Origin of the sequence: Wolbachia endosymbiont (group A) of Cydia splendana, assembly GCF_947179475.1 — a bacterium.
Classification (GTDB): Bacteria; Pseudomonadota; Alphaproteobacteria; order Rickettsiales; family Anaplasmataceae; genus Wolbachia; species Wolbachia pipientis.
Window position 1 is genome coordinate 719,498 of the sequence record NZ_CAMXBP010000001.1, and the last position, 25,829, is coordinate 745,326.

At 35.3% G+C, this 25,829-nt stretch carries 24 protein-coding genes; 8 read left to right on the plus strand and 16 right to left on the minus strand.

Going from position 1 to position 25,829, the window contains the following annotated elements:
• Nucleotides 1-357: 357 nt before the first annotated feature.
• From OM961_RS03520 to pgsA, 7 genes are all read right to left on the minus strand, one after another.
• Nucleotides 358-1,059: a thiamine diphosphokinase gene (locus OM961_RS03520; RefSeq protein ID WP_264339420.1), complete on the minus strand. Its 702-nt coding sequence runs from the start codon at nucleotides 1,057-1,059 to the stop codon at nucleotides 358-360.
• 39 nt (nucleotides 1,060-1,098) lie between these two features.
• Nucleotides 1,099-1,944, minus strand: coding sequence for an SPFH domain-containing protein (locus OM961_RS03525; protein WP_264339596.1), 846 nt, complete (start codon nucleotides 1,942-1,944; stop codon nucleotides 1,099-1,101).
• A gap of 7 nt (nucleotides 1,945-1,951) precedes the next feature.
• Nucleotides 1,952-2,890: a M23 family metallopeptidase gene (locus OM961_RS03530; protein WP_264339421.1), complete on the minus strand. Its 939-nt coding sequence runs from the start codon at nucleotides 2,888-2,890 to the stop codon at nucleotides 1,952-1,954.
• The gene (locus OM961_RS03535; protein WP_155968523.1) at nucleotides 2,887-3,621 is read right to left on the minus strand and encodes a YebC/PmpR family DNA-binding transcriptional regulator; all 735 of its coding nucleotides are present in this window, start codon (nucleotides 3,619-3,621) and stop codon (nucleotides 2,887-2,889) included. Before OM961_RS03535 ends, OM961_RS03530 begins: the two co-directional genes overlap by 4 nt.
• Before the next feature lie 59 nt (nucleotides 3,622-3,680).
• Nucleotides 3,681-4,388, minus strand: a complete 708-nt coding sequence (locus OM961_RS03540) for an outer membrane protein assembly factor BamD (protein ID WP_155968525.1) — start codon at nucleotides 4,386-4,388, stop codon at nucleotides 3,681-3,683.
• A 60-nt stretch (nucleotides 4,389-4,448) separates the two neighbouring features.
• Nucleotides 4,449-5,390, minus strand: coding sequence for a hypothetical protein (locus OM961_RS03545; protein WP_264339422.1), 942 nt, complete (start codon nucleotides 5,388-5,390; stop codon nucleotides 4,449-4,451).
• 111 nt (nucleotides 5,391-5,501) lie between these two features.
• Nucleotides 5,502-6,044: a CDP-diacylglycerol--glycerol-3-phosphate 3-phosphatidyltransferase gene (gene pgsA / locus OM961_RS03550; protein ID WP_012673109.1), complete on the minus strand. Its 543-nt coding sequence runs from the start codon at nucleotides 6,042-6,044 to the stop codon at nucleotides 5,502-5,504.
• 134 nt (nucleotides 6,045-6,178) lie between these two features.
• Between pgsA and OM961_RS03555 the strand changes: the two genes are divergently transcribed.
• On the plus strand, nucleotides 6,179-7,501 hold the full coding sequence (locus OM961_RS03555) for a malic enzyme-like NAD(P)-binding protein (RefSeq protein WP_155969552.1): 1,323 nt from the start codon (nucleotides 6,179-6,181) through the stop codon (nucleotides 7,499-7,501).
• Nucleotides 7,502-7,515: 14 nt separating this feature from the next.
• On the opposite strand, the gene OM961_RS03560 is transcribed toward OM961_RS03555, so the two are convergent.
• Entirely contained in the window at nucleotides 7,516-8,388 is an 873-nt protein-coding gene (locus tag OM961_RS03560; protein WP_080717615.1) for a P44/Msp2 family outer membrane protein, read from the minus strand.
• Nucleotides 8,389-8,552: 164 nt separating this feature from the next.
• Here OM961_RS03560 and OM961_RS03565 point away from each other — a divergent pair, with 164 nt between their 5' ends.
• The gene (locus OM961_RS03565; protein WP_006280012.1) at nucleotides 8,553-8,771 is read left to right on the plus strand and encodes a BolA/IbaG family iron-sulfur metabolism protein; all 219 of its coding nucleotides are present in this window, start codon (nucleotides 8,553-8,555) and stop codon (nucleotides 8,769-8,771) included.
• 15 nt (nucleotides 8,772-8,786) lie between these two features.
• A complete protein-coding gene (grxD, locus tag OM961_RS03570) occupies nucleotides 8,787-9,110 on the plus strand; it encodes a Grx4 family monothiol glutaredoxin (protein WP_006280013.1) in 324 nt (107 codons plus the stop codon).
• Nucleotides 9,111-9,304: 194 nt separating this feature from the next.
• Here grxD and fumC read toward each other — a convergent pair whose 3' ends face one another.
• From fumC to murC, 5 genes are all read right to left on the minus strand, one after another.
• Nucleotides 9,305-10,699, minus strand: coding sequence for a class II fumarate hydratase (fumC, locus tag OM961_RS03575; RefSeq protein ID WP_264339423.1), 1,395 nt, complete (start codon nucleotides 10,697-10,699; stop codon nucleotides 9,305-9,307).
• A 264-nt stretch (nucleotides 10,700-10,963) separates the two neighbouring features.
• The gene (locus OM961_RS03580) at nucleotides 10,964-11,122 is read right to left on the minus strand and encodes a hypothetical protein (RefSeq protein WP_264339424.1); all 159 of its coding nucleotides are present in this window, start codon (nucleotides 11,120-11,122) and stop codon (nucleotides 10,964-10,966) included.
• Between the two features lie 52 nt (nucleotides 11,123-11,174).
• Nucleotides 11,175-12,197: an Obg family GTPase CgtA gene (gene cgtA, locus OM961_RS03585; RefSeq protein ID WP_174515741.1), complete on the minus strand. Its 1,023-nt coding sequence runs from the start codon at nucleotides 12,195-12,197 to the stop codon at nucleotides 11,175-11,177.
• Entirely contained in the window at nucleotides 12,185-13,459 is a 1,275-nt protein-coding gene (eno, locus tag OM961_RS03590) for a phosphopyruvate hydratase (RefSeq protein ID WP_264339425.1), read from the minus strand. The genes cgtA and eno overlap by 13 nt, the downstream gene beginning before the upstream one ends.
• Nucleotides 13,460-13,463: 4 nt before the next feature.
• Nucleotides 13,464-14,960: a UDP-N-acetylmuramate--L-alanine ligase gene (gene murC, locus OM961_RS03595; RefSeq protein WP_264339426.1), complete on the minus strand. Its 1,497-nt coding sequence runs from the start codon at nucleotides 14,958-14,960 to the stop codon at nucleotides 13,464-13,466.
• A gap of 26 nt (nucleotides 14,961-14,986) precedes the next feature.
• On the opposite strand from murC, the gene OM961_RS03600 reads away from it, so the two are divergent.
• The 3 genes from OM961_RS03600 (at nucleotide 14,987) to OM961_RS03610 (ending at nucleotide 19,495) form a co-directional block, all read left to right on the plus strand.
• Nucleotides 14,987-15,661 (plus strand): septal ring lytic transglycosylase RlpA family protein, encoded by a 675-nt coding sequence (locus OM961_RS03600; RefSeq protein WP_010082236.1) that lies wholly within the window; start codon nucleotides 14,987-14,989, stop codon nucleotides 15,659-15,661.
• 847 nt (nucleotides 15,662-16,508) lie between these two features.
• The gene (locus tag OM961_RS03605; protein ID WP_065095203.1) at nucleotides 16,509-17,873 is read left to right on the plus strand and encodes an ankyrin repeat domain-containing protein; all 1,365 of its coding nucleotides are present in this window, start codon (nucleotides 16,509-16,511) and stop codon (nucleotides 17,871-17,873) included.
• A gap of 134 nt (nucleotides 17,874-18,007) precedes the next feature.
• Nucleotides 18,008-19,495 carry a type II secretion system protein GspD gene (locus OM961_RS03610; RefSeq protein WP_264339427.1) on the plus strand — a complete coding sequence of 496 codons (1,488 nt, stop codon included), beginning with the start codon at nucleotides 18,008-18,010 and terminating at the stop codon, nucleotides 19,493-19,495.
• A 7-nt stretch (nucleotides 19,496-19,502) separates the two neighbouring features.
• Here OM961_RS03610 and OM961_RS03615 read toward each other — a convergent pair whose 3' ends face one another.
• On the minus strand, nucleotides 19,503-20,414 hold the full coding sequence (locus tag OM961_RS03615) for a P44/Msp2 family outer membrane protein (protein WP_264339597.1): 912 nt from the start codon (nucleotides 20,412-20,414) through the stop codon (nucleotides 19,503-19,505).
• A gap of 66 nt (nucleotides 20,415-20,480) precedes the next feature.
• Complete coding sequence (gene mtaB, locus OM961_RS03620) at nucleotides 20,481-21,707, minus strand: tRNA (N(6)-L-threonylcarbamoyladenosine(37)-C(2))-methylthiotransferase MtaB (RefSeq protein ID WP_010082135.1); 1,227 nt, start codon at nucleotides 21,705-21,707, stop codon at nucleotides 20,481-20,483.
• A gap of 389 nt (nucleotides 21,708-22,096) precedes the next feature.
• Here mtaB and gatA point away from each other — a divergent pair, with 389 nt between their 5' ends.
• A complete protein-coding gene (gatA, locus tag OM961_RS03625; RefSeq protein ID WP_264339428.1) occupies nucleotides 22,097-23,566 on the plus strand; it encodes an Asp-tRNA(Asn)/Glu-tRNA(Gln) amidotransferase subunit GatA in 1,470 nt (489 codons plus the stop codon).
• A 235-nt stretch (nucleotides 23,567-23,801) separates the two neighbouring features.
• Nucleotides 23,802-25,127, plus strand: coding sequence for an IS4 family transposase (locus OM961_RS03630; RefSeq protein WP_264339429.1), 1,326 nt, complete (start codon nucleotides 23,802-23,804; stop codon nucleotides 25,125-25,127).
• A gap of 59 nt (nucleotides 25,128-25,186) precedes the next feature.
• On the opposite strand, the gene OM961_RS03635 is transcribed toward OM961_RS03630, so the two are convergent.
• Nucleotides 25,187-25,771 (minus strand): hypothetical protein, encoded by a 585-nt coding sequence (locus OM961_RS03635; protein ID WP_264339430.1) that lies wholly within the window; start codon nucleotides 25,769-25,771, stop codon nucleotides 25,187-25,189.
• Between the last annotated feature and the right edge of the window lie 58 nt (nucleotides 25,772-25,829).

Sequence of the window (25,829 nt, forward strand, 5' to 3'; positions counted from 1 at the left end):
CGTTATATTTTACATAACACTTTTATGCTTACCAACTTAATAAAATTCCTGGATCCCAGTGTCTGGGCACTGGGATGACAGGCTAGCCTGACAACCGTCATTCCTGTAAAGATCAAGTATCCCACTACGTGTTAGCGGATGAGATACCGCGGCGGTATGACGGTTCGTGGCGGTATGACGGTTAAGCAATTCGTCATACCGCTGCTTGTTAGCGGCTAAGAGATACCGCGGCGGTATGACGTAGGACTGCTGTCATTCAAGTAGCTGAAACTGGAATGACACGTCATAAAGGAACCAGTGTCAGCTACTTGGATGATACCTTTTTTCTACTTAGTTTGGGTTATGCAAGAAGTCTATTTACTTCTTAACTTGACGCACATGATGTCTTGCAGCATCATCTACTGTCTCTAAATAAATCATTGCTAGACATATACCACTGTGTACTTCTACGGATACCTTATTGCCTAAACTTCGATTAAAGCAAGAATTTTTTCCCGGAAAAGCAAGATTACTAAGGTGCAGTTCCCATTTTAATCCTTTGGTTGATATTTGAGCTCTCGGTATACCAAGTAAAGATATTTTAGTATTTTTTGGCAAAGAAAAAAAATGGGTAATACCTTTTTGTAAAGTGTAACCTACCATGGGAGGTGAAGGTGTGTAAAAGATACTATCTGTACTTAGAAAAACGTTAATATTTTGTAGTATATGATCAATTGCTCCTCCAGTAATACCTGTTATTATCGATGGCAGTAACTTCATTGTCTTTAAATGGGCTATGGCTTTAGAAAAGTCACAATAATCTTGATCAGGTAGATATATCGTATTCAAATTAGCACGTAAATCCAGATTTACGCTATCCAAATCTCCTACTACAAGATCAGGTTTTACGCCAATTGATAGAAGCTTGTTTGCTCCTCCATCTACAGCAATAATAGGTATATCTCGTTTAAAAAACGATGAATCAGGTATTTCCCCATTTAGCACAACAATAGAACGATATTGTTGTTGTATGCTACAATGTAGTACATGATTATGAAATGCTTCACGCAGCTTTTGCATCGTAATAACATTTTTGAATAACCGATATTAGCAATTATACTAATTATTATCCAAACTAATCGTTGGTTGTGCATCTTGCTCAGAGATTAGGGCAACCAACAAATTATTTATCAATTGAACCTTTTGCTTGCCATCTAATTGTAAGCTTTTGTTTTTTTCAAAATGAGCTATTACTTCCTCGACAATTCCTATTGCATTTTGCACTATAAGCTTTCTTGCAGAAGTGATAGCATGTGCTTGTTGACGCCTTAATATTGCTTGTGCAATCTCGGACGAATACGCCAAATGCGATATTCTCGCTTCTGTAATCTCAATTCCTGCAATATCTAATCTTTGTTGTAACATTGACTGCAATTCACTCGAAATTTTATCAGAATTTTTACGTAAAGATTCCTCATCGCTTTCGCTGTCATACGGATAGTTACTAGCTAATTCTCTTATTACTGAGTCACTTTGTACAAAAACAAATTCGTGATAGTTGTTAACATTATAATACGCCTTTGCAGGACTGCTCACTCTCCAAACAATTACTGCTGAAATCTCTATTGGACTTCCATTGGCATCATTAACTTTTATTTTTTCTGTGTTAATATTCTGAAATTTTAGGGAAACTATATATTTGCTTGAAAAGGGAAGCGTTACACATATTCCAGACTTAAAATAAGTTCCAATATAATGACCAAAAAATTCTATCACTCTTGCTTCATTAGGGTCATTAATAAAAAATCCTTGAAGAAAAGTCAAAATTGAAACGGCAGCAACTCCAAGTGCAATTGTGCTGTCATATGCCAAAAAAAGCAGCGATAAAATTAATCCTAGCGCTATTAGTACAGGAAAAGCCCGAATTTGACTCAAATTTCTATCGTTTATCGTATTCTTATCCATATTGTCTTTAAACTTCTTTTTCACTTGAACTCTCTCTGTTGATCGTTTTGTTTATCTTATTTACAAATAGTTTAAACTCTCTTAATTCATGATCAGGCAATTTTACTTCAGTTTTATGTGCTATCGTAAGCGGATCAATGTGTTTGCCATTATATATAACTTCGTAATGTAAATGGGGTCCTGTTGCAACACCAGTGCTACCAACATAAGCGATGATCTGCCCCTGCTTTACTTTAGAGCCTAACTTTATATCGCCACTAAATCTACTTATATGCGCGTAACAGGTTGAATATTCATTTTTGTGTTTTATTTTGATGTAATTTCCATAGCCACCATTCTTTCCTATATATTCTATCACACCCTCTGCAGCAGCGTATATGGGAGTGCCAAGTTTAGCTGCATAATCCACTCCTTTGTGAAAAGCAATTTTACCGCGAACAGGATGCTTTCTATTGCCAAATTTTGAGGATATGCGATAATCTCCATTTAAAGGATTTGCAAAAATTTCGCCATTTTTTAAGCTTATTCCTTCTTTATTAAAATACCTTTCTTTGCCGTCTTGCGATTTATAATGATATAAACTAATAGCTTTCTTGTTTATTGTCAGTGAAGCATATAAAATTTTTTCTTCAGTCTTCTGATTATTAGGCAATCTCTCAAAAAGAACCTCCAATTTACTCTTCGGCACAATGTCTTTTTTAAAATCAACACCGAAATCTTTATATATGTTGATCAATTTCACCACTGTATTTGGCGCCAACCCTTCCGTGGCAAAAAAGGAAGATTTTATGGTACTGGATATGAATAACAACTTTCTATCACTTTCTGTCGTCAAAGTAGCTTTTTTTTTTCTGATTCCATGCTGGAATGGCTGTGCAAGATCTGTTGATGTTTCAGTAGCATATGCTGGTAAAATACAAAGCAATACAAATATTACCAGCCTCATAGCTTATCAACAAAAGTAAAATTACCTTCCACATACTGTACATCATCATTATCTTCCAGCTCTTCAACCAATGCAGATAATTTATCAATCAACTCTTTATCGCTAATTTCAATCAGATCTTTTGGCTGCCATGAAAGACGAGCAAGTTCTGGTTCTCCGAATTTTGCATAAAAGGCATCGCGTACTTTACCAAAATCTTTTATTTCACAAGTTATAACGTGTAATCCTTCTTTGTCATTTTCCTCAACATTCAATACTTCTAATTCGATTCCATGACTGAATAAATCGTCAAAATTCATACCTTCTGCTTTATAGACGATTAAGCCTACATGATCGAAAAGGTAACTAACACTTCCTGTTTCTCCTAAATTTCCACCTTTACGAGAAAAGATATAACGTACCTCAGAAGCAGTACGGTTGCGGTTATTAGTCAAGGCATGGACAATGAGTGCAGTGCCAGAAGGCCCATGACCTTCATATTGTATTTCCTCGTAATTTTCTCCAGCAACGTTACCAGTTGCATTTTTTATTGCTGTTTCTATTTTATCTTTTGGTAGATTTTCCTTGCGTGCAGCAAATATAGCAGAGCGAAGGCGCGGGTTGAGTTCGGGTAGCCCTTGCTTTGCAGCAACTGCTATTTCTCTAATCAGCTTCGTAAATTTTTGAGAGCGCTTTGCATCCTGAGCACCTTTCCGGTGTTTTATATTTGAAAATTGTGAATGACCAGCCATATTCAAATAGTTAAAAACCTAATTATATATCAAAGCATAGAAAAAGCTAAAGCAAATTTTCAAGCCTCTGGCTTGGCATCTTGCAGGTTTTCTGCTAATAACATACTTTCATACTGCTCAGCTTCTAAGTCAAGGCCAAGGGCTGAATGGGCTGCTACTAAATAGTTAATAGACTTAGAAAAATATTTAGAATCCTTATAGCTTGCCATATTCTGGAAACGCTTAATTGCTGCTAAATATTCACCACGCCTCAGGTAAAATTTACCGATAGAATACTCTTTTGTTGATATATGTTCTGTGATTAATTTTGCTCTTTCCTTTATCTCGTCTACATATTCGCTGCCTGGAAAGAGATTAATGTACTCAGTGGCTAGCTCTAAAGTTTTATATGCAGTTTGCTGTCCAAGTTGCACTTTATTAATTTGCATGTAATAAGATAATACCCTTAAGTAGTATACATATGGTAAATCTTCACCATTTGAATAAACATATATATAATCAGCCATATCACTTGCAGCACTGCTATAGTTACCCATATTATAGTGAGAGACCCCAGATAATAATTTTGCTTTCATTGCCCAATAAGAAAAAGGATACAAATCCTCTATCTTATGAAATGCCCTAATAGCTTGTTTATATTTTTTCTGGTCAAAAAGTTCAACTGCTTCTTCATATAGTTCAGTTTCAGTTTTTTCAAGATCATCCGCATACGATTGTGTAAAGGAGCAAATTAGGAAAATAAAGCACGTGATTAAAGTCTTATACATAAGATTTTTTTCGATCAAAATAAAGTATAGACCTAAATATTACTTAAATAAATAAATTTCTTAGGCAATAGCCGGTCCTTCTTCTTTATAACTACGGTCAGAACTACCTGCATTTCTTGATTCACCTCGTCCTTCCACTTTTGGATCTTTCAGCGTCTTACTGTAGAAATGTATAGTTAAGACCTGTACAGCCATAAAAATTGCAATACCTATCAAGCCTAAAGTAGGTCCAACAGCAGGATTTAAGGACGATGCTAATGCTATTAACATTATCCTTCTTATTAAAAATACAGAAGAACCAGCAAGCGCCAATCCGGCTACAGATATATTGCTAGTTTTCTTGCTAGATTTCTCATCAAGATCAGACTTTTCTGTTTCCTTTTTCTTATTTTTTTCATGCTTATCAATATAAGAAACAAGAGTTGCAAGAAAAGCAATTGCATTGGCAAGAAATAAAATTGCATCCTCTGCTGCTTCAAGTGAAGATGTTTCACCCATTATCATACCTACAATAACCAGTGCAGTTGTTATAGCCTCAATATAGATCAAACACTGACCTATATCAGAAATATTGTGCTCTTTTTCCTTTACTTCCTCTCCATTTTCAATAATCTCCAACTCTCGTTCTTTTTGTGCTATCTTCCTATTATTGTAAATTAAATATAGCGTACAAATAAGAGATAAGACTGTAAAAGGTAATATAGTGTGGCTTAGCGCGCCACTTATCACGCCAAGTAATACCTGATCGCTATATGTTTTTTCCAGTTCAATCGCCATCAGCAATGTAAATGGGACCATTGTTGCCAATGATGCACATTTTCTATATAGCTCTCTTTTTTTTAGTGCTAATAGTTCTTGTTCTAGCCTTTCTCTTTTGACTTCTTTATCAACTGTTGGCCAAAAATCCCAAAAAAACTCTTCTAATGGTTCAAAATCTCTTTTTTTCTTATTCTTTCCTGGAACCTTTTTAGTAGAAGAAAATTTGCCACTAGGTATTTTCATAATATTAACCTAATTAGTTGTAAGTTAATACAATTATACACCTTTTTGCTTTCTGAGTCAATATCACTAAGATATTAACTACTCTTGTCTATTAACTATTTCCTAGGAGATTTAATCAATCTGTTTGATGCCGGCTAGGATATAATTATAGCCTGACCACATAGTTATAATAGCTGCAACCCATAAACAAATCGCACCTGTATATTGAATCATATAATAATCGTTCATTATTAGCGCTACTACAGCAACCATCTGTAGAAATGTTTTAATTTTTCCAGCTTTGCTTACAGGTAGACTAACATTTGTAGCTATCAAAAACTCCCGCAAACCCGAGACTAATATCTCCCTACAGATGATGATAATCGATGGTACTATTGTAAAATCATTTATCTTCTGCTTATAAACTAGCATAATTATCGTTGAAACCACTATTAATTTATCAGCAATTGGATCAAATAGCTTGCCAAATTTTGATTGGACTTTCCACGCACGCGCCAAGTAACCATCAAAAAAATCCGTAATGCACGCAAACACAAAGATTGATATTGTTATCAGGCCTGCATATTTATTTTCTATATAAAAACTTAATATTATTGCTGGTACTGCAAGCGCACGAGAAATTGTAAGCAAATTAGGCACGTTTTTCTTAAGCATGTAATACCATTCTACGTAGTAGGTAAACTTATACAGAAGTACACCAGAGTTCACAAGCTAATAGTTTACAATTGAACATTTATAAAAACTCCATATACTTAAAAAATACAAGCTTAAAATATAAGGATGTAATGATGAACGATGATTTAGATAGTACCACAAAACAAGAGGCACTTAATTATCACAGTAGAGGTGGTAAACCTGGTAAAATTTCAATCATGCCAACAAAACCTTTATCTACCCAGTATGATTTGTCACTTGCTTATTCCCCTGGCGTTGCAGCTCCGTGCCTTGAAATAGCTAAAAATCCTGAGGTTGTTTATGATTATACGGCAAAAAGCAACTGTGTTGCTGTCATTTCAAATGGCACTGCAGTGCTTGGACTTGGTAATATCGGTCCTCTTGCTGCAAAACCTGTCATGGAAGGCAAAGCTGTTTTATTTAAGCGTTTTGCTGATATTGATGCAGTTGATATAGAAGTTGGTACAGAAAATATAGAAGATTTTATCAATGCAGTAAGGTACCTTGGGCCAAGTTGGGGGGGGATAAATTTAGAGGATATAAGATCTCCCGATTGTTTTATAATAGAGAAACGTCTGAATGAACTGATGGATATTCCAGTGTTCCATGATGACCAGCATGGAACTGCAGTGGTTGTTGCAGCTGGTATAGAAAATGCTCTTGATATTGTCGGAAAGAAATTAGAGGACGTTAAGATCATTATGAATGGTGCTGGAGCAGCCGGTATTGCATGTTTAGAAATACTAAAGTCCATGGGCGCTAAAAATATAGTGCTGTGTGATAAGCAAGGAGTAATATACAAAGGTAGAAACGAGGACATGAATGAGTGGAAGGAAAAATATGCAATTGATACTTCCGAACGTTCTCTACTTGATACAATAAAAGGCGCTGATGTATTCATCGGACTATCTGCAAAAGATGTGTTAAATGAAGAGATGTTAAAGAGTATGGGCAAAGACCCGATTATTTTTGCTCTTGCCAATCCCGATCCAGAAGTAAGGCCTGAGTTTGCAAAATCTGTGAGGCCAGATGCAATAATTGCAACTGGTAGGTCAGATTACAACAACCAAGTCAACAACGTAATGGGTTTTCCTTATATATTTAGAGGGGCACTTGATGTACATGCAACAACAATAAATGATGAAATGAAAATTGCAGCTGCAGATGCAATAGCAAAGCTTGCCCGTGAGCCAGTACCAGGTGAGATATCTGCAGTCTATGGCGGTCGTAAAATGGGCTATGGACGTGAATATATAATACCTACTCCATTTGACCCAAGATTAATTTCTATAGTAGCTCCTGCTGTTGCAAAAGCCGCAGTTGATTCAGGTGTTGCAAGAAAGGCAATACAAGATTGGAGTAAATATGAAAATCAATTAAAATCTCGTCTTTCTAATGTTCTCAGCACGCTGAATTTACTATCTTCACATATGTAATTTATTGGATAAAGTTAAAAGTGATAAACCAACCCAAACTCTAAGCCATATATGCCAAACCTATTGGTAATGGTTGCAGTTGTTGATTCAACACGTGCAGTTTCATCAACCTTACTTCCTCCACCGGCAGGAATATATCCTTCACCAGCTAGTATCTTTATTCCTGGTACAATATCTTTAAATTGGTTATCAAGGATACCAAAATAGCGTAAACCAGCAAATGCTTGAGTTTGTGCTGTAAGTTGGTGATTGATACCAAGTTTTGCTTGGTAAGCCAAGGCATATCTGGTTTTTCCTAGAAATTTAACCCTAGTTACACCTGCACCAATACCAACATATGGGGTGAATGGCATTTTTGCTATATTAAAATCACGATATACATTGACCATTCCAGCTAAGTTATTAAAACCTTCATTTTTCATCTTAAATGCAGCTCTGAACTCTGCTTCAACACTACAATTTTCTTGAATGTGAATATCAACCTTTCCACTTCTCCAAGGTGAATTGCATTCCGCTCCAGTAGACGCATCATTGTGACGACGAAGTTCAATATATCTTGCTTTTTTCTTATCTGAATAATCTTCATCATACAAGTTAGTCTGAGAATATAAGCCTTCAAACTCAACTCTCATATTTTTGAATAAATACCCTATTGCAGCACTACCGGCAAACCCTGGAACATATTTAGGACTGTATCCAGCTTCAATTCGCTCCTTCTTATTAAAACTAAAAACCCCCTCTGTTATATTGTCACCTGCATCTTCTTTTCCTTCTAGAGAACCTATTGCATTGAAGAATGCTCCAAAATAGTTAGCTTTGATGTAAACATTCTCTAAGTTATTTATTTTATCATCGTAAGATAAGCACCTAAATGAAAAAGTTAGCAAAACCAAAGATATGTGAATTTAAATCTTTCGCCCACCATAAAGCCTCCCTGCATAACTTGTCATTCCATTATTATAGTATGCTTCTATTTTTTATGATAGCAACTTTTTATTGCGCTCAATCGTTTTAGATTTATAATGAAAGTATTGTAATTTAAAGCAAATCAATGACTATTGCAATTCACGAATTAGAGAGGATCATCAAACAATCGTTCCCCGACGCTGATATAAAGATTCATGATCTTGCTGGAGATGATGACCATTATCATTTAAAAATAAACTCCAAGTGTTTTCTTGGAAAGACAAAAATAGAACAGCATAAAATGGTATATAAAGCTCTGGAAGGTCAGTCTATACACGCCTTGCAACTGGAAACTAATACTTAAAAATAAGGTGAATTTATGAGCAATTTTGAACAAATAAAAAAAGATATAACAGAAAATGATGTGGTATTGTATATGAAAGGCACTTCTGATTTTCCTCAATGCGGATTCTCTGGACTCGTCGTGTCAATCCTAAAAAAATTGAACGTGAAGTTTAAGTATATTAACGTGTTGGAGAATGATGAAATACGTGAATCTATAAAAAAGTTTTCTGATTGGCCAACAATTCCACAATTATATATAAAGGAAGAGTTTATTGGTGGTTGCGACATCACTCGCGAGATGTACGAAAAAGGCGAACTGCAAAGTTTATTGAAGGAAAAAAAAATTATTGCGGAATAAGTACCAAGAAACCAGTGCCCAGACGCTGGATAACGTAGTATTGCTATGAAAAAGGATCTTATGTCTTAAACCGTATCCGTTCAGGGGAGCGGCAAAATAAGGTAGACAAAGCAAGATAATAATGTTGATGTTAACACTATTGTCAAGTTTACTGGCCTTTCTATTAGTGAGATTGAAGAATTAAGTGTGAGCGGTTACAAATAATTTACCATTTCTTCTGGTTTCACTATCCTTTCAAACTCTTCCTCAGTGAGCAGTTGAAGTTTTGCTGCTGCTTCTTTTAGAGTGATATTTTCTTTATAAGCAAGCTTCGCTATTTTTGCTGCATTGTCGTACCCTATATGCGTATTTAATATAGTGACCAACATCAACGACTGATTCAGTAAATCTTTTATCCTCTCTTCATTTGCTTTAATACCAACTACACATTTTTCTGTAAAATTTAAACTTGCGTCAGCTAAAAGTCTTATAGACTGCAAAACATTGTAAATTATCACTGGCTTAAACACATTCAATTCAAAATGACCGTTTGAACCACTAATGGTTACAGCAACATGATTTCCCATAACTTGAGTGCATACCATAGTCACCGCTTCACACTGAGTTGGATTCACTTTACCTGGCATAATTGAAGAACCAGGCTCATTTTCCGGTAACATTATTTCCCCAATTCCGCATCTTGGACCAGAACCAAGCAACCTTATATCATTTGCAATTTTCATTAAACTGACTGCTACTGTATTGAGTGTTCCACTGAGCTCAACTAAAGCATCATTTGCTGCTAGCGCTTCAAATTTATTGCCTGCTGAAGTAAATGGAAGGTTAGTAATTTCTGCAACTTGGCTTGAAAAATCTTCAGCAAAACCCTTTTTAGTATTGAGTCCCGTGCCAACTGCAGTGCCACCTTGTGCAAGCTCATATATATCACTTAAAGTTGATTTTACTCTCTCTATCCCCTTTTTAATCTGGACTGCATAGCCAGAGAACTCCTGTCCTAGTGTTAGGGGCGTTGCATCTTGCAGATGAGTACGTCCTACTTTTATTATATCTTTAAATTCCTGAACCTTATTATCCAGCACCTTATGCAATTTTTCAAGATTTGGAATAAGCAAGCAGTTTATTTGCTCTGCTGCTGCTATATGCATTGCTGTTGGAAAGGTGTCATTTGACGACTGACCATAATTCACATGATCATTTGGATGTATCGGAGATTTACTACCCAAATTACCACCTAAAATCTCTATTGCGCGATTGCTGATCACTTCATTCATATTCATATTAGTCTGCGTTCCGGATCCGGTTTGCCAAACAACAAGCGGAAATTCATTATTAAATTTGCCATCTATTACTTCCTTTGCGGCTGCGCAGATTGCGTCCCCTACCTTATTATCTATGCTACCCTGCTTCATGTTAACATGTGCTGCTGCAAGTTTTACTATTGCTAATGCTTTAATCAGAGGCTCTGGCATTTTTTCTGTGCCAATCTTAAAATTTTCTAAAGAACGCTGAGTCTGCGCTCCCCAGTAATGTTCACTTGGTACTTTTACTTCCCCTAAGCTGTCTGATTCTATTCTCGTCTTTCTATCCATATTTTCCTCCTGGTGTTATGCAAACTGGTTCACTACATAATTTTTTCATGCCTACTTCTTGGTTAATTAAATCATACTAGATCCAAGTAGTCAAGTGTACGAACATTGCAATTTTCAGGTAACTTGCATGGTAGATGTACAACTGTACGAACATTGTCTAGCAGGAGGGTGTCATCCCAGCGCCCCTATGATGTCATCACAGTGCTTGACACTTGGATCCAGAAATTTTATTAAGTTGGTAAGCATAAAAGTAGCCGTTTTATGTTAAAATACAACGTTTTGATGATTATGAAAAGGCTGGATCCCAGTGTCTGGGCACTGGGATGACACCATCTGCCACGCAAATTGCCTGTAAATTGCAATGTTCGTACAGTTGTGTGGTAGATGCAAGTAGCTGACACTGGGATTTGTTGTGTTTAACAAAAACAAATGTTCGTACAAATATATTCTAGTTATATGATAAAATAAATGAAATTCACATCTTAAAAGGATCATATACATCGATTTCCTTAGAATTACTCTTTTTCAATTTTTCACTTAATAATCTTAAAATAGGCTGTAAATCACCATTAATTGATAAGCACAGCACTTCTTTATTGAGATAATTAGCTAGGTGATTCTTCTTTTCCAGAATTTCTGCTTCCCTCAATAAGTCGCATTTGTTTAATACTACAATCTCTTCTTTTTCAACAAGATCACTATTGTAAAGTTCCAATTCATTATGGATACAACTATAAGCCGAAACAACGTCATCGTGAGTTACATCGATTAAATGAAGTAAAATTTGACACCTTTCTATGTGCTTTAAAAATTTATGCCCGAGCCCAACTCCAAGGTGAGCATCAGTAATTATTCCAGGAATATCTGCTATTACAACTTCGCTATCATCCACTTTTACCATGCCTAAATGAGGTCTTACGGTGGTAAATGGATAATCGCCTACTTTTGTATCGGAATTTGAGCAGCGAGTCAAAAATTTTGATTTACCTGCGTTTGGCATGCCAATAATTCCAACATCTGATAAAACTTTTAGTTTTAATAATACATGTTTTTCTTCGCCAGGCTGACCGTAAGTAAAATGTCTTGGTGCCTTATTAGTAGAAGATTTAAAATTAGTATTTCCAAGTCCACCTTTTCCACCCTGTGCTACTTGAAATTCCATACCAGGCTTGTCAAGGTCTACTATTATCTCTTCACTTTCTTCATCAATTATTTGTGCACCGACTGGAACTTTAAGTATAACGTCTTTCCCTGCTGTGCCAGATCTATCCCTGCCTGCACCATTTTTTCCACTATCTGCTTTAATGTGTCTTCTATAACGAAAATGAAGCAAAGTGTTGAGATTAGCGTCGCTGATGAAAACTATGTTTCCACCCTTTCCTCCATTACCACCATTTGGACCACCAAATTCAACGAACTTTTCTCGACGAAAACTTGCACAGCCATCACCACCGTCACCGGCTTTTAAACACAATTTTACTTCGTCTATAAAACCCATGCTAACCCACGATAATATTTAGCATCCTTTCCTAACGTGCTTTCTATTCTCATTAGCTCATTATACTTCGCGAGTCTATCAGAACGCGATAGCGACCCGGTTTTTATTTGCCCGCAATTTGACGCAACTGCTATATGAGATATTGTTGTGTCTTCTGTTTCACCTGAGCGATGAGAAACAACAGCTTTATAGCCATTTGATTTTGCCATTTCAATAGCAGCAAAAGTTTCTGTTAACGTCCCTATTTGATTTGGCTTGATCAGTACAGCATTTGCCATTTTTTCCTCTATTCCTTTGCATATCAGTTCACAATTTGTAACAAACAAATCATCCCCAACCAATTGAATTTTACTCCCCAATTTTGCAGTAAGTAATTTCCAACCTTCATAGTCGTCTTCACTCATTGCATCTTCTATAGAAATTATTGGATATCTTTTCACAAGATTACAATAATATCCAGTCAACTCTTCTGAAGTAAGCCCCTTACTTTCAAATTCGTAAATTCCATCTTCATAAAAAGTAGATGAAGCAACATCAAGGCCCAGTGCAAAATCACTTTGCGCTGAATAACCTGCTGATTCTATAGCGTATATGATCAAGTCAAGTGCTTCTTCAGTGCTTTCAATATTTGGTGCAAAACCACCTTCATCTCCTACGTTTGTGCTATAACCTTTTTTCTTAAGAATGCTACGTAAGTTGTGGAACACCTCCGCAGATATTCTGATAGCTTCACTGAAAGTCTCAGCACCGACCGGAAGAATCATGAATTCTTGGAAATCGAGCTTATTGTCTGCATGTACTCCACCATTAATTATGTTAATGAGTGGAACCGGCATAACACTCATCTGCTCTCCTCCCAAATATCTGTAGAGCGGCATATTGAAGCTGTTTGCTGCTGCTTTTGCAACCGCAAGAGACACACCCAAAGTTGCATTTGCTCCAAGTTTAGATTTATTTTTTGTTCCATCCAGTTCAATTAATGCTTTATCAATTGCATTTTGGTCCGCTGCATTCATTCCAATGATTTCATCTACTATTATCCCATTTACAGCTTGAACAGCTTTCAGCACTCCCTTACCACAATACCTTTTCTCATCTTGGTCCCTGAGTTCCAAGGCTTCTAATTTACCGGTTGAAGCTCCAGAAGGTACAGATGCCCTGCCTATTGCACCATCACAGAGCTCAATTTCTACCTCAATAGTGGGGTAACCCCTGCTATCTAAAATTTCTCTTGCAAATACGTTATTGATTATCTTATTCATTACATTAAACCTTAACTTCCGCAATAAGTGCTGCAGTTTCCTTTGCCAATTTAGCTATATTACTACCAGCACCAATAAATAATACTATATCACTTGGACTTGTCGAATCACTAATAAAATGTGAAATGAGCAAAGCATCATTCATAATTTTTGTGTTATTAAATCCATTACTGATTAAAGCTTTTTGTATATCATCAATCCCACAACCAGGAATAGGCTTGTCTTCTGGGGGATGAACAGGAGTGAGGATGACATAATCAAACATCATGAAAATTCGTATGAATTCATCAAAAAAATTACGAATGCGGGCAAAACGAAGTGGTTCGATAATTCCTATTACTTTTCCTTTAGTAATCGAACGTGCAGCCGTTAAAGTTGCATATATTTCATTTGGATGATGGGCATAATCCTCAATTAACTTAACACCTTTAATATCGGCAATCAAAGAGAATCTTCTTGCTACTCCTTGAAATTCCAAAAGGCCTTTTTTAATATCTGCATCGCTAATTCCGAGCTTTATCGCAACTGATATTGCAGCTAGGGCGTTGCTTACTTTGTGAATTCCAATTGCATTTGATAGTACTATGTTTTTTAAAGGGCTGGATCCCAGTGTCACGCACTGGGATGACATCTCTGTACACTTTCCTTTTGTCATTCCAGCACGTAATGCTGGAATCCAGTTGTTCAACACATCAAATTCTATGCTGTTAGCATGCTGTTTAATGTTGCTGGCTCTTATGCTACCATTCTCAAACCCAAACGTTATAGAATTACCCGCATCATAATCGATGTCTACAGAATCAGGTAAAACTGCAGAACCTGCATTATTCACGAATTGGGAAAATGCATTTTTGATATTATCAAATGTGCCGTAATAATCTATGTGGTCATTGTTAATACTTGTTATGACAGCAATCTTTGCAGGGATTTTTAGCATAGTTCCATCAGACTCATCAGACTCGATCAGAAAAGTGTCACTCCCTCCAAGTTTGAAGTTGCTCTTATAGGAATTTAATATCCCTCCTACAGTTACAGTCGCATCAATGCCAGAATGATCAAAAATGGAAGCAATCATAGCGGTTGTTGTTGTCTTTCCGCTCGAACCTGAAACCGCTATCACATATTTATCTCTTAAAAGTTCAGCAAGTATGTCTGATCTATGCAAAATGGTTTTATTGTTATTTTTTGCCGCAATTAACTCCACATTATCAGATTCTATCGCAGAAGAATGTACAACTATTTGAGCTTGGCTTATATTATCAGCATTGTGACCAATATAAACCTCTATACCCAGCTTTTGTAACCTATTTATATTGTCGTTTGATTGTGCATCACTACCTTGAACTTTGTAATTGGAATTGTGAAGAATTTCAGCAATGGCACTCATTCCAATTCCACCTATACCAATAATATGTATTATTCCTTTTTGAGTTTTGTTAATATTTAGCAGTAGATGTTTACTCATTACTAAATTTATTATAGTATAATTTAAAATCCTCATAGTATCGAACCCTCTTACCGAATACAATGATAAAAAACCTAACCTTTCTATGTCTAATATTTGTTTTGATAAGTAGCTGCAGTTTTAGCAACAGGTTTAACTGCACTGCAGGTCATTATAAAATTGGCAGCAGCTACACAATAAATGGTATAACTTATTATCCAAAAAACTGTAAACACTATGAAGAGATAGGGATAGCATCGTGGTATGGAATAGAAGATCATGGCACACTTACAGCAAATGGTGAAGCGTTTAACCGTCACTTGATCTCTGCAGCGCATAAGACTTTGCCCTTACCCTGCTTTGTTCTTGTCACTAATTTAGAAAATGGAAGAAAGCTTGTTACAAGGGTTAACGATAGAGGGCCTTTTATTGAAGGCAGAATAATAGACTTATCAGAAAAAGCAGCTCAAGTCTTAGGATTTCATAAATCTGGGCTTGCAAAAGTAAAAGTTCAATACCTAAGAAAGATGTCAGAACAATTGATACAAAATACTCCTCATTACAGAAAGCAATATGAAAAAGAAATGCAGAAACGTCATCCGAAACAAGACAGTGCAGAAAGTAAGGGATATGTTGCATTTTTTAAAAGTGCTCAGGCTGCTAAATCAGCTGCATCAAAGCTTCGCAATCAAGGAATAAAAAATGTTAGATTGCTTTTTAAGAACGATCAATATTGCGTGAAAGTGAGTTATAGGTAGTGGTGAGTGCAGAATTTGAAAGATTTGGTTAATGTAAGGAACGCTGGCTAACTATTGTAAGTTAAAAATGTGATATAAAAAAGATATCAACAATTTATAGCTATACCACCGCGATATCTCTTAGCCGCTAACACGTAGCGGAATGACGAGCTTATCGTCACGCCACCGCTAACCGTCATACCGCGATTTATTCGCGGTATCTCAGCCGCTAACAAGTAGCGGGATGACGAGCTTATCGTCATGCCACCGCGAACCGTCATGCCGCGATTCATTCGCGGTATCTCAGCCGCTAACAAGTAGCAGAATGACAGCAATCCTACGTCATACCGTCACGGTATCTCTAGATCCCGCTAACAAGTAGCGGGATACTTGACCTTTACAGGAATGACAGTTGTCGTTTAGCTATAAATGTTAAGAAATTTACCAAATAAAAAAAAAGGCAAAGAAACCCTAGGGTAGCTAGTATTCAAATTCTCCCTTGTCTATTTGACGTCTTTTACTGTCTTAAACACTTTATAAGCGCGTTTCGGCTTGTATAGGTAGAAACCTAAAAGTTTTATAAAGACATGAGGTGCACATAGTGCAAAAAATTAAGCATGATTTACGCCAAATACATTAAGTTTTTTGTCATTAATCCACTGCAGAGATTGCGAAGATAAATAAATAGCTTCAGTTTCATGATAAGAGGGCTGGCGGAGTTTGTCAAGTAAGTTTTTCGTTTCATCCAATGCGCTGCCAAAAGTTTGTTATGCAAGAATGCACTAGCCATTTCTCACAGATTCATTTAAACTTAATCAAGTAGGAGTATTATTAACGCGAAAAGAGTTTAATTAGAGATTTAAGTGATATGGCGCGTGAGGAAGATATAAACCAATTAGTAGAAAATGGATTTGATATTAACTCAAAAGATGCAAGTGGAATCACTCTCTTGCATAAGTTCACAAAAGAAGGCGATTTAGTTGGAGTAAAGTCATTACTAGAGCACGAAGCTGATTTCAATGTCGTAGACAACGAAAATAGAAACCCTCTGCATTACGCCATTATGCATGGACACAAGAAAGTTGCTAAACTTTTTGTTAACCAACTGACAATTAATTCCAAGGATAAAAATGGATTCACTCCACTGCACCTTGCTGCACTACAAGATGACACGGAATTAATAGATTTTTTGATAACAAAAGGCGCAAAAATTAATGAAAAAGATGCCAAAGAGGGCTATACTCCTCTTCATATAGCTTCACTATACGGTTCTAAAAAAAGCGTCCAAATTTTAATTGATAGCGGAGCAAATCTCGAATGTGAAGATAACAATTTTCGTACTCCTTTGTTTTTAACCATTTATCAATGCACCGCACATTATGACAGCAGAGCAGAAATTATAGAATATCTGATAAAGAAAGGTGCAAATATAGAAGCCAAAGATGCAGAAAATAACACTACGCTTTTCCTAGCAGCGTATAACAACAAAATGCAAATAGTAAAACTTATTGCAAAAAAACAGCAAGCAAGTAACGATAAAATTAAACTTAAAGAGTTTTTTTGCACAAAAAACAACCATGGTTTTGATGCGTTAGATTGCGCTATTGAGCATAATAATAGAAAAATGGTAACATTTCTTGTTTCAAAGGGAATAGAAGCAAACGATCAAGATTTTAATGGTAACGCTAGGCTGCATAAAGCTAGCCATAATGGTAACACTAAAACAGTTAAGCTCTTATTGAAGCTTAAGGTAAACGTTAATGCTGTTACTAAATGTAACAGAACTCCCTTGCTACTCGCAGTTAAAAAAGGCCATACACAAATTGTGAAAATGTTATTGGAAGTTAGAGCCAATATGAACATTTGTGAGCAACAAGGTTTTGCACCTCTACATCTTGCTGTTCAAAAGGATTATTTTGATATAGCTCAGTTGTTAACAGAAAAAGGTGCAGACCTTAACATTAAGTGCAATAACGGTCATACCGCAATAGATATGTTCATTAGCAAGGCTCATAGCAAAAAAAACATCGAAGAAAATTACAAAAAATTTTGTAGATTTTTGATGCTTTACCTGAAAGAACTACATAGTAAACACAAAGCCTGTTGTATACTTTCAACCCTAGCTCTAAGCTTAACAATTATAGGCTTACCATTTATTTTCAAGCCTATTATTAAATACAGAGAAAGAAGTAAAATATATAAAAAAATTAGGGCTATGCTGGTCTACATTTAAGTACAAGAAGAGTATACAAAAAATACATAGCCAAAGCTAATACACGACAATTATCTGCTCGATGAAAATGAGATTAAATACATTTTTAATATTTTTATAGAAATCTATTAGTATAGATTTTGTATGCTGTTCTAATGGCTATTTTTAAATGCTTAATACTCCTCTTCATTATTTCTTGCACACATCTACCTACCAAGCAATATCCTATTAACATAGACAATTATAAGCACGATTATCCGTTGCAACAATATAACACCTCTTTGGAGATTAATGAACCGGCAATACCAGAAATTATGCCTTTACCAATAGAGTTTCCCGATCTCACAATCAGTAATCAGCTTATTTCTATTAATGTTAGTGAAGAAGTATCAGTAAAGGATTTGCTGATTGAGATAGGAAAACTTTCTGACGTTAACTTGGATATGGACCCAAAAATATCAGGTAATATTATTTTAAAGCTAAAAGATAAGGATATAAACGAAGTAATTCAGAGTATAGCAAATAGCGCCAAACTGCGTTACTCAACAAGTAATGGTGTAATTAGAATTGAGCAGGACTTGCCATACGCACAAAATTATTACGTAGACTTCATCAATATTCAACATTCTGCTCAAAGCAGTTTCGTCATTAATAACAATATTACTAACAATGATGGAAGTAACGTTGATAGGGACTATAACAATGTTATGAAGTCTCAATACAGTAGTGACTTATGGAATTCATTAGAAAAAGGCTTGAATGCAATAATGGATGTTAACGGGGTGGATGATGGCGAATTCCTTTCATCCAACAGAGAAGCTGGTGTTATTATTTTGAATGCTAGAAAAGATATCCACAAAGCTGTTGAAGAATATATTAATAAGGTTAAGAAGTTAGCGTCTTCTCAAGTAATGATAGAGGCAAAAATAGTTGAAGTTGTGCTAGATGACAAATACCTTTCTGGTATGAACTTAAATGACTTACAAGATGGAACTAAGTCTATAATAAATCAAGATAACTCCATTATTAACCTAGCAATGAACTTTGGTGCAAATGATCTAGGAGATTTAGTAAAAAATTTAGACAAATTTGGCACTTCAACTGTAATTTCAAGCCCCAGAGTACATGCTATAAATAATCAGCAAGCGATGATTTCATTTACTAAAAACCATATTTATTTTACCTCCGATATACAAAAAGATACTAGAAACTCTAATCAGACCTTAATTACCAAGATGAATAGCGTCCCAATAGGTGTTGTGCTAATAATCCACCCAAGCATTAACATTGATACTAGTGAAATATTCATGGATATACATCCAACTTTATCAAGAATTAACGGCTACACTAAAGATCCAGATATAGAGTACGTCGCACAGCAGAGTAAAATGAAATTAAATAGCGACATTCCAATTGTTGAAATCAGAGAAATGAACTCTATGTTAAAAATTAAGAGCGGTGAAATTATGGTAATCGGCGGGCTTATAGAACATAGAGAAGATAAGCAAAGCTTATTGCATCAGAAATCAAAAAGGCTAGCGAATAATATTAGAACAGTAGAAACTGTCATTTTTTTAAAAGGAACAATCGTACCAACATTTGGTTTGTTAGATAGAAAAGATAAGAATTTATATATATATTAAATTATCACTAAAAATTAAATATCAAACCAACTTCAATATTGTGAGTAGATATGTCATCTGCAACAGGTATCGGAACGCTAAAGTAACGATAGCCGAGAAAGGTTTTGATTTCTGGGATTATTGAATAATCAACACCAAGTTTTATTTGATAAGCAAACCAAGGAACATTCAGTGGCATTGAATTTTGGGGTGACCCATTAATCCTTTTTAATCTAAAAACTGTTGGTCCTATACCAAGACCGATGTACGGAGCAAATTGTGTATCCTGAACGCTGGGATTATAATAGAAGTTTAACAAAAACGCAAATATACTTGCTGATTTATCAAATACCGGAGGAGAATTACTATCTTCAATATTGGCTATAGAATACGCGGCTTCAAAATCAATTTTACCATTTTCTCCAGCATAGTAACCTAAAGACATGCTGCTAAACCACTGGAAATCAATTTTACCATCAAATTGCTGTATACTTTTAATTTCATCTGCCACTATATTTTTTATTATAAAACCATAATGACTTTCAACTAAAGTTAGGACTCTTTTTCCTATTTCTTGTATACCCTTTACAAATATTTCTGAATTATCACGGTATACCTTACCACCGTTAGCGCTAACATAAAAATCAAGTTTTTTTGATTTTTCTTTTGTAGGCTCAGCTTGATCTGCAATACGTGACCACATATTTTTCTGATCAGCTACTTGGAAAACAGAAGGTGGACTACTTTCAAGTTCTTGATATTTTATTGGTATTTCTTTTGCAGTAACCTCCTCAGAACGTATCACACTTTTATTATTGTCTGTTTCTAATTTTAAGGGTTGTACTTGCTCAATGTGTGTATCATTACTAATATAAGTAATAAAAAAATAGACACATGAAATGAAAATCAAAAATAAAGTAATAGATATTCTAGTTATCATAAATGAATTCACAATTATCATTTACAGTATAATTACTATATCGTATATTTCTTCAATGTACAAAAATTAAGAAAAAATATTTCCAATTAGATAATTATTTTCCACTCCTTTAACATTAACTTTCACAATACTCTTGGCTTGAGCTTTTGATTCAAGCTTTATTAATGCAAAATTTTCTGCTCTACCGACATTATTTTGCTCAACCAGAACACTTTGCTTAGTGTTGATCAAGGATTGACAAAAACTGCTCATAATTTCTTTATTTACTTCTCTTAAATTTTTTACTCGTTCTTTACGCACATTCTCTGGTACTTGTGGCATTCGTGCAGCAGGTGTATTTTTCCGCTCTGAATATGGAAAAGCATGTAGGTAAACTATATTTGTTTTTTTCAGTAAATCAACTGTATCCTGAAACATTTCATCAGTTTCTGTTGGAAATCCAGCAATAATATCAGCGCCAAATGCTATATTAGGCCTCAAGCTCTTCATTTTATGACAAAATTCTATCACTTGTTCTCTGTTGTGACGACGCTTCATTCTCTTTAGTATTAAATTATTACCAGATTGTAGACTCAAATGTAAATGAGGCATAAGTCTTGACTCATTAGCTATTAAATCCATTAATTCGTCGTCAACTTCAGCAACATCGATAGAGGAAAGTCTTAGCCTCTTCAACTCTGGTATATCCTTTAAAACTCTCCTAATCATTGAACCAAGTGATGGCTTACCCAACAAATCTGTACCAAAGTCAGTAATATCAACCCCTGTAAACACTACTTCTTGATATCCATTTTCTACAAAGATCCTGATTTGCTCTATAATACTGTTTATTGGCACAGATCGATTATTCCCTCTTGCCTCAGTAATTGAACAAAATGTGCAGCTATGATTACAACCATTTTGAATTTCAATAAATGCCCTTGACTTATCTTCAAATCCATTAATTAGAACAGGTTCTACTTGGTTATCACTGACCAAGATTTTATCGTCATTTAGTAAGTAATTTTCAGCTTTTAGCTTATCTTGATTACCGAGCACTTTACTTACACCAGGAATGCTACTGTAAACTTCTGGATCCAACTGAACAGCACAACCAACTACGATAATTTCTTTATTTGGATCATTTTTGTAAATCTTACGTATCTTTTGCTTTACCTGACGTTCTGCTTCGTTTGTCACTGCACAGCTATGCACCACAACAACATTTTCTCTCTTTGCTTTTTTTAATGCTTCTTTGATTAACTCGCTCTCGTAAAAATTTAGACGACAACCAAATGTTATCACTTCATTCATGTTAGTATTTTTTGCTTTAATAGACCTAAATTATATCAAATATCCAAGCAAAGTCTCTTGCATGACTATTTTTTTGTAAATAAATGCTATGCAAGCAGCAGACACTGGGATCTCAACGATTTTCACTCAGACACAGTATCACTCCTTTGCTTATTATAGTCTTTTGACCTTTTTAAGATACAATCCGGATTGGATACTGAGTTGGTGAGTATAAAAGTATAGCTTCTACGTCATACCGCTGCGGTATCTCTTAGCCGCTAACAAGTAGCGGGATGACGATTGTCGGTGAATCTAAGTTACCTTAGCTACATTTCTAGCTGTAACTATAAATGTATGGATTTTTTATCGTGCCATGTTATAATTAACGTCTTGCTAAAAATTAAATATTGATGAATGAACTAAGAAAGTTAAGTATTACACAAATGCATGACGGGCTCAAAAAAAAGAGTTTTTCTGCCGTTGAACTCGTAGAGGCGCACATCAGTGCGGTTGAAAATGAGAAATTAAATGCATTTATAACAAAAACCCCAGAGATAGCAATGAAAGCTGCTAAAGCTGCAGATGAACATTTCTCTAGGCAAAAGGATGATTTAATCTCGCCGCTCATGGGTGTACCAGTTGGCATCAAAGATCTATTCTGTACAAAAGGAATAAAAACAACAGCATGCTCAAAAATGCTGGAAAATTTCGTTCCGACTTACGAATCTACGGTGTCTGACTTGCTTTTAAAAAGTGGAGCAGCCATGCTCGGTAAGCTTAATATGGATGAATTTGCTATGGGTTCTGCGAACACAAATAGCTATTTTGGCCCTGTTGAAAATGTGTGGATTAGAAAAAGCGATGGGGAAAAAGTTGTTCCTGGTGGATCATCTGGTGGATCTGCAGCATCGGTGGCTGGATTTTTATGCGCTGGAGCACTAGGGAGTGACACCGGTGGATCTGTGCGCCAACCAGCAGCTTATTGTGGAGTGGTTGGAATAAAGCCAACTTATGGAAGATGCTCGCGTTTTGGTATGATTGCATTTGCGAGTTCTCTAGATCAAGCAGGAGTCATTACTCGTTCTGTCTCTGATTCAGCATTAATGCTGGAAGCAATCTGTGGCTATGATACAAAAGATTCAATATCAAGCGAAAAGCCAGTGCCTAAATTTTCTAGCTTTATAAATGGTGATGTCAAGGGTAAGCGTATTGGTATACCAAAAGAATATAGGATGGATGGAATTTCAGAGGAAATAGTCCATAATTGGGAGAAAGTTGCTTCCTATTTAAAAGAAAATGGCGCTGAAGTTGTTGACGTTACTCTGCCACATACTAAATATGCAATACCAGTCTATTATTTAATTTGTTCTGCTGAAACTTCATCCAATCTTGCTCGTTATGACGGTGTGCGTTATGGGTTCAGGGTTGATGCTGATACCCTTGAAGAAATGTATTCACTAACAAGAGCAGAAGGTTTCGGTAAAGAGGTGAAAAGAAGAATTTTAATTGGCGCTTATGCGCTTTCCTCAGGTCATTACAATGAATATTACGAAAAAGCACAGTGTATCAGGGCATTAATCAGAAATGATTTTATAAAAGCGTTTGAAAAAATAGATTACATACTTGTGCCATCTGCTCCAACAGAAGCTTTTGGCTTAAATGAAAAGCCAGATCCGCTAATTATGTGCATCAATGATGTGTTTACTGTGCCGGCAAGTCTGGCAGGATTGCCTGCTATTTCTGTTCCTGTTGGGCTCTCCAATGAGGGTTTACCACTTGCCTTGCAAGTGATTGGAAATTATTATGATGAAGCTGGAATATTAAATGTGGCAAGTGTGATAGAGCAAAATTGCAGCAGAATAATTAGACCTCTTGCATAATCTATTTTTTGATAGTAATTTTTGCATTAAAATTTGCTTACGCTCCTCAACGTACTCTATGGTTCCATTTTTAGATGAATAGCAAAAACAGGGTATATTAATCTGTTTACAAAATTTTCGTGTAACAGTTCACACTTAATTAAACCATACGCGTCAAGTTAAGGAAATAAAGGTATGAAAGAGATAGAATAATAAGGTATAAGTTCTCCCAGATATACTTTTAGTGAGAGAACCAATGAATAAAATAACTTGCTTATCAAAAAAGCTCAAAGAATTTTTTAATGAAAAAGCAGAGAAAATCTCAATTACAACAAGGTTTATAAAAAGAAAGAGAAAGCTAAAAGGTTCATCATTCGTAAAAGCCATGGTCTTGGGTAATATAGGAGTTGATAATTGTAGCGTAGAAACAATGTGTCAATTACTAAACGAGGACTCGATAGATATAACAAAACAAGGTTTGGATTTTAGATTTACTGAAGAAGCAGTGGAATTTATGAAAAGGATGTATAATGAATCTGTGATTCTCTTTAAAAATATCTTGCAAGTTGATTGCAAAATCTTACAGCAATTTAATAGTGTTAAATTATTGGACAGTAGCTATATTACTCTACCTAACAGTATGGAAGAGATGTATAAAGGTTATGGTACTAGCTACAGTGGCTATGAAAGCAATACTAAGTCTGGAATAAAGTTACAATTAGTTTTCGACTACATGAATCAGATAATAGACCAACTTAATTTAACGGAGGGGGTAAGATCAGACCAGGGATATAGGAAACATTTAAGTAATATATTAAGCAATAATTTGCTAATATCTGATCTCGGTTATTTTGTGCCAAGTTCTTTTAAACAAATCAATGAAATAGGAGCTTATTTCATAAGTCGTTATAAATCCGATACCAACATATATGATGTAGAAACAAATCAAAAAATGGAGTTATTAGAATGTTTAGAGGATAAGTTATTTTTAGAAAACGAGGTATTGTTAGGAAAAGAAGCAAAAATTAGAGTAAGAATTATATGTCAGAAACTAACTGAAGAACAGTCTATGGCCAGAAGAAGGAAAGCTAATAGATTAGCAAGATCGCAGGGATATACATCCTCTAAAAGAAATCAAAAATTGTTGAACTGGTCAATATTTATAACTAATGTTCCAGAAAATAAAATTAGTGCTGAGCAAGTATTAACGATTTACAGAGTAAGGTGGCAAATTGAGTTATTATTTAAATTGTATAAAAGCCATATCAGGCTTGATAAGCTAAAAGGAAAGCCATGCAGAGTATTATGTGAACTATATGCTAAATTGTGCGCAATTCTTATATTTCGCGGCATAGTTGGTTGCACAGAAGTGAAAAAGAATACAGAACTTAGCTTAACAAAGGCATTTATTGAGCTAAAAAGGCGGGTTAGAGAGTTATTTTTAGTATTAACCAAAATTAATAGTTTAAAAGCATTTCTTAAAAAACTCACTATAACTTGGTCGCGATTTTCATTAAAAGACAAACGTAGAAGGGCTAGAGTATCCACTTTAACCTCTCTAAATTTGCTCACAATCTCTTAACTTGACGCGTATGCTTAATTAAACAGACTGAATTCTGTAATTTTGGGATGTTGAAAAATTTACCTCACGTTGTCATTCCATCGCATAACGCTGAAATCCAGATTTATAGAAACGAAAAAACTTGCTTGACACATTTTGCCAACCCCCTTATTACGATGTGTGGTACAATGATACAAATTAAGAATTCCCCCATCCTGTGCTGGTTCTTCGATCTGAAATCCTACTTCTACCTGATCACAACCAATGTTAATTTGTCCTATTAATGCTTTAATAATGCCGCGCTTAGTTTGCCAATCTAGCTGTTCCAGGTTCGATTTTACACTAGAATAAAAATTCTTTATGCTATTTATAATAAGACTTATTCCTTTTTCTACTGCCTTCTGATCAACTACCTTTTTTTTCTCTTCTTCTATCCCTTGTAAGCGTTCTTTCATTTTTCTCATTGTCTGTTTAAATTCTTCCTCGCTTATATATCCTTTCTCTCCTGCATTTTCTTGACTATAATAATCTTCCATTAATTTTTCGATACCTTCTTTTATTTGATTTTCTCTTCTTGCAAACTTTTTCTCTGATGATTCATCATTTTTATTTTCTAATACTCTACGTTGGTATTCCTTTTTTATCATCTCTGGGTTTTTTAGCACATCTTTCACCTTTTCCCATACTGACCTTACCCAGAAAAAGTGGAGAGAAAGAAAGGAG

What these genes read in the sequence shown, in the direction of transcription:
- OM961_RS03520 (WP_264339420.1), bottom strand. Translation starts at nt 1,059, where the DNA reads ATGCAAAAGCTGCGTGAAGCATTTCATAATCATGTACTACATTGTAGC.
- OM961_RS03525 (WP_264339596.1), bottom strand. Translation starts at nt 1,944, where the DNA reads ATGGATAAGAATACGATAAACGATAGAAATTTGAGTCAAATTCGGGCT.
- OM961_RS03530 (WP_264339421.1), bottom strand. Translation starts at nt 2,890, where the DNA reads ATGAGGCTGGTAATATTTGTATTGCTTTGTATTTTACCAGCATATGCT.
- OM961_RS03535 (WP_155968523.1), bottom strand. Translation starts at nt 3,621, where the DNA reads ATGGCTGGTCATTCACAATTTTCAAATATAAAACACCGGAAAGGTGCT.
- OM961_RS03540 (WP_155968525.1), bottom strand. Translation starts at nt 4,388, where the DNA reads ATGTATAAGACTTTAATCACGTGCTTTATTTTCCTAATTTGCTCCTTT.
- OM961_RS03545 (WP_264339422.1), bottom strand. Translation starts at nt 5,390, where the DNA reads ATGAAAATACCTAGTGGCAAATTTTCTTCTACTAAAAAGGTTCCAGGA.
- pgsA (WP_012673109.1), bottom strand. Translation starts at nt 6,044, where the DNA reads ATGCTTAAGAAAAACGTGCCTAATTTGCTTACAATTTCTCGTGCGCTT.
- OM961_RS03555 (WP_155969552.1), top strand. Translation starts at nt 6,179, where the DNA reads ATGAACGATGATTTAGATAGTACCACAAAACAAGAGGCACTTAATTAT.
- OM961_RS03565 (WP_006280012.1), top strand. Translation starts at nt 8,553, where the DNA reads ATGACTATTGCAATTCACGAATTAGAGAGGATCATCAAACAATCGTTC.
- grxD (WP_006280013.1), top strand. Translation starts at nt 8,787, where the DNA reads ATGAGCAATTTTGAACAAATAAAAAAAGATATAACAGAAAATGATGTG.
- fumC (WP_264339423.1), bottom strand. Translation starts at nt 10,699, where the DNA reads ATGGATAGAAAGACGAGAATAGAATCAGACAGCTTAGGGGAAGTAAAA.
- cgtA (WP_174515741.1), bottom strand. Translation starts at nt 12,197, where the DNA reads ATGGGTTTTATAGACGAAGTAAAATTGTGTTTAAAAGCCGGTGACGGT.
- eno (WP_264339425.1), bottom strand. Translation starts at nt 13,459, where the DNA reads ATGAATAAGATAATCAATAACGTATTTGCAAGAGAAATTTTAGATAGC.
- murC (WP_264339426.1), bottom strand. Translation starts at nt 14,960, where the DNA reads ATGAGGATTTTAAATTATACTATAATAAATTTAGTAATGAGTAAACAT.
- OM961_RS03600 (WP_010082236.1), top strand. Translation starts at nt 14,987, where the DNA reads ATGATAAAAAACCTAACCTTTCTATGTCTAATATTTGTTTTGATAAGT.
- OM961_RS03605 (WP_065095203.1), top strand. Translation starts at nt 16,509, where the DNA reads ATGGCGCGTGAGGAAGATATAAACCAATTAGTAGAAAATGGATTTGAT.
- OM961_RS03610 (WP_264339427.1), top strand. Translation starts at nt 18,008, where the DNA reads ATGGCTATTTTTAAATGCTTAATACTCCTCTTCATTATTTCTTGCACA.
- OM961_RS03615 (WP_264339597.1), bottom strand. Translation starts at nt 20,414, where the DNA reads ATGATAACTAGAATATCTATTACTTTATTTTTGATTTTCATTTCATGT.
- mtaB (WP_010082135.1), bottom strand. Translation starts at nt 21,707, where the DNA reads ATGAATGAAGTGATAACATTTGGTTGTCGTCTAAATTTTTACGAGAGC.
- gatA (WP_264339428.1), top strand. Translation starts at nt 22,097, where the DNA reads ATGAATGAACTAAGAAAGTTAAGTATTACACAAATGCATGACGGGCTC.
- OM961_RS03630 (WP_264339429.1), top strand. Translation starts at nt 23,802, where the DNA reads ATGAATAAAATAACTTGCTTATCAAAAAAGCTCAAAGAATTTTTTAAT.